A 2928-nucleotide genomic window follows, 5' to 3' on the forward strand; every position below is an offset into this window, starting at 1 on the left:
ATATAATTAAGGAAAACTTAAAAAGAGAGAAATTATTAAAAGAATTATCTAATTTAAAACATACGGAGTTTAAGAATTATGTAAGAGATTTATTTGAAAAATATTATAATACAAAGGTAGAATATGAAGAATTCCCTATAGATTTAAAATGTGAAATTCAAGGAGAAGAGTATAAGATAAAATGTTTTAAATTAGATGATAATCAAAAAGTTTATTTAAGAGATATCGATATATTTTTAAAAGAAATTAAAAATATGGGCTTTGAAGGTATAATAATTACAAATTCTTCGTTTACAGAAGATGTAAAAGAAATTTCAAACATAATGGCGTATGATATAGAAAAGATGATAGAGATGATAAAACAAACTGATTTTTATCCAGAAGATGCGGAAATAGAAGAATATATTCTAGAAAATTTTATGGATAATAGAAATGAAATAAAAAAACAAATAAAAACTATCAATAAAAATAAGATTATAAAACTCTATACTGTTTCTATAGTATTTTATATATTTTCTTATATAGTAGTATATAAACCCTATTATAAAATTGCATCACTTTCAATTTTTATAATAGCAACTTTATTGCTAGCTTATAAGTTCTCTGAATATATTATAATTAAAGATAGATCACCGTTTATATAGAAAATATGTTATAATGAATAAAAATTGTTAGAAGACAGAGTAGGTAAAAGGCGTTAAGTGTTAAGGGATGGGAAGTTGTCCTTAAACGAATATTATTTTTGCGTCCTTTTACTGCTTATCCTTTTAGAGTTCTAAGTGTGGCTATAAGTATACCTTTACATGCATTTATTTCATATAGTATTCTTAAACTCTTTAAAAATGAAACTAGAATTTAGGTGAATTTATGAAAAACGTAGTAGCCCTTATGGGCAGTCCCAGGAAAAATAAAAATACTAATGAGGCTTTGAACCAAGTTTTAGATAATATGAATAAAAAAGAATACAAAATAAAAAAGATATATTTAGGAGATTTAAAGATAAATCCTTGTACAGGCTGTGACTATTGTGGTCATAAAGTAAACTGTGTACAAAAGGATGATATGGATATACTTTATGAGGAATTTGATAATGCAGATGTAGTGATACTTGCCTCACCTTTATATTTTAATTCTTTTAATGGTTTAACCAAAAATATAATAGATAGATGTCAAAGATATTGGTCTTTAAAATATTCTCATGGACAAGATTATATGAGAAATAAAGATAGAAAAGGAATCTGTATATGTGTAGGAGGAGCACCTTTTACCTTTAATCAATTTATAGGAATAAACCCTATATTGGATTACTTTTTCAAATCTATAAACGTAGAACAAATAGGAAATTATTTTATTTCAAATACAGATAAAGAACCAGTAGAAACTCAAGAGCCATTAAAAAACGAACTAGAAATGATAGGGAAAAACTTTAGTACTTTAAAAAAATTCAATATTCAAAGATAAGTTTGTGATTTGATTTATTTAAATTTAGTTATATAATATAAGTATTATAGAAGATTTATTTAATATAGGAGGGGTTTTTATGAAAAACAAATTACCAATAGCATTGTCAAATAGGCATATACACTTAAGTCAAGAGGATTTAGACAAATTATTTGGTGAAGGATATACTCTTAAAAAACTTAAAGATTTATCTCAACCTGGTCAATATGCTTGTGAAGAAAAAGTAGATGCCGTGGGTCCTAAAGGAACGATAAAAGGTGTAAGAATCCTTGGACCTGTAAGAGCAGAAACTCAATTTGAGATTTCTGTAAGTGATGCATTTAAGCTAGGAGTAAAAACTGAAATAAGGGATTCTGGAGATATTGATAACACTCCTGGATTAAAACTTGTAGGACCAGAGGGTGAAACTGCAATGAATAAAGGTGTAATAGTAGCGGCTAGACATATCCACATGAATACTGAAGATGCAAAAAAATTTGATGTAAAAGATAAAGACAGGGTAAAGATTAAAATTGAAGGACCAAGAGGATTAACATTTGAAGAAGTATTGGTTAGGATAAGCGATAGTTATGCACTAGAGATGCATGTAGATGTTGAAGAAGGAAATGCATGTGGGGTAAAAAATGGTGAGCTTGTTGAACTAATATAGTACTAGGATAAAAACAAGCAATAAGACTTGGCACGGGTTTTGAAGTTAGGACAATTAAAAAACTATAAAAATAAAAAAATAATAATATATTTGTTATAATTTTTCCTAAATATGAAAAGATATATAATAGGAGGATTGATTATATGAAAAAAAATATATTATTGCTTTTAATAGTTTCTCTAGTTTTACAAATTGGTTGTGTGGATGAAAAAAAAGGTATATCTAAAAATGGGAAAAACTCATCTTTGCAGGTAGAAGGGGTTGACTCAGAAATCCTTGAGAGAAGTGAAAAAATATCAGACATCGTAGTAGAACTCTTTGGCATAGATGGAGCTACTACACTTATATTTAATGACACAGCTATAGTCTCAGTAATTATCTCTTATGATCAAAAGTTAAATGATGATACTAGGGAAACTATAGTAAATGTAGTCAAAGAAAATGATAATCTTATAAAAAATGTAAAGATAGCAGAAGATGAAAAGACATTTAATGAAATTGAAAACATTATAGGAGAACTTTTAAACGGAAAGCCTTATGATGATTATGTACTAGAAATAAATAAAATATTAGATAGAAATCTTAAATAAAGCTCATATTTATGAGCTTTATTTAAATTTTACTCTATAAGTAAAATTTATAGTTTGGAAGTATAAAAATAATATGATATACTTTAACCTATTAATATTTTTAGATAGTTGCAGAATAGAGTTTTGAAATTATCTAAGGTTATCCACAAAGGGAAATTTAATTCAATAAATAAATATGCTCGTTAATTTTGGAGAATCTAGTTATACACAGAAAAAGGGCATAGAAAA

4 protein-coding genes and 1 riboswitch are annotated in these 2928 nt (G+C 26.4%); all 4 genes read left to right on the forward strand.

Going from position 1 to position 2928, the window contains the following annotated elements:
• Positions 1–644 (forward strand): PDDEXK family nuclease (locus tag TICRE_RS09980; protein ID WP_158016519.1); only part of this gene is annotated, 644 nt, incomplete at its 5' end.
• A 33-nt stretch (positions 645–677) separates the two neighbouring features.
• Positions 678–769, forward strand: a riboswitch (THF riboswitch).
• A gap of 98 nt (positions 770–867) precedes the next feature.
• On the forward strand, positions 868–1461 hold the full coding sequence (locus tag TICRE_RS09985; protein WP_075727654.1) for a flavodoxin family protein: 594 nt from the start codon (positions 868–870) through the stop codon (positions 1459–1461).
• A gap of 79 nt (positions 1462–1540) precedes the next feature.
• Positions 1541–2110, forward strand: a complete 570-nt coding sequence (pduL, locus tag TICRE_RS09990) for a phosphate propanoyltransferase (protein ID WP_075727656.1) — start codon at positions 1541–1543, stop codon at positions 2108–2110.
• A 143-nt stretch (positions 2111–2253) separates the two neighbouring features.
• Positions 2254–2700 (forward strand): YhcN/YlaJ family sporulation lipoprotein, encoded by a 447-nt coding sequence (locus TICRE_RS09995; protein ID WP_075727658.1) that lies wholly within the window; start codon positions 2254–2256, stop codon positions 2698–2700.
• Positions 2701–2928 lie beyond the last annotated feature (228 nt).

It is taken from the genome of Tissierella creatinophila DSM 6911 (assembly GCF_001940565.1).
GTDB classification, from domain to species: Bacteria; Bacillota; Clostridia; order Tissierellales; family Tissierellaceae; genus Tissierella_A; species Tissierella_A creatinophila.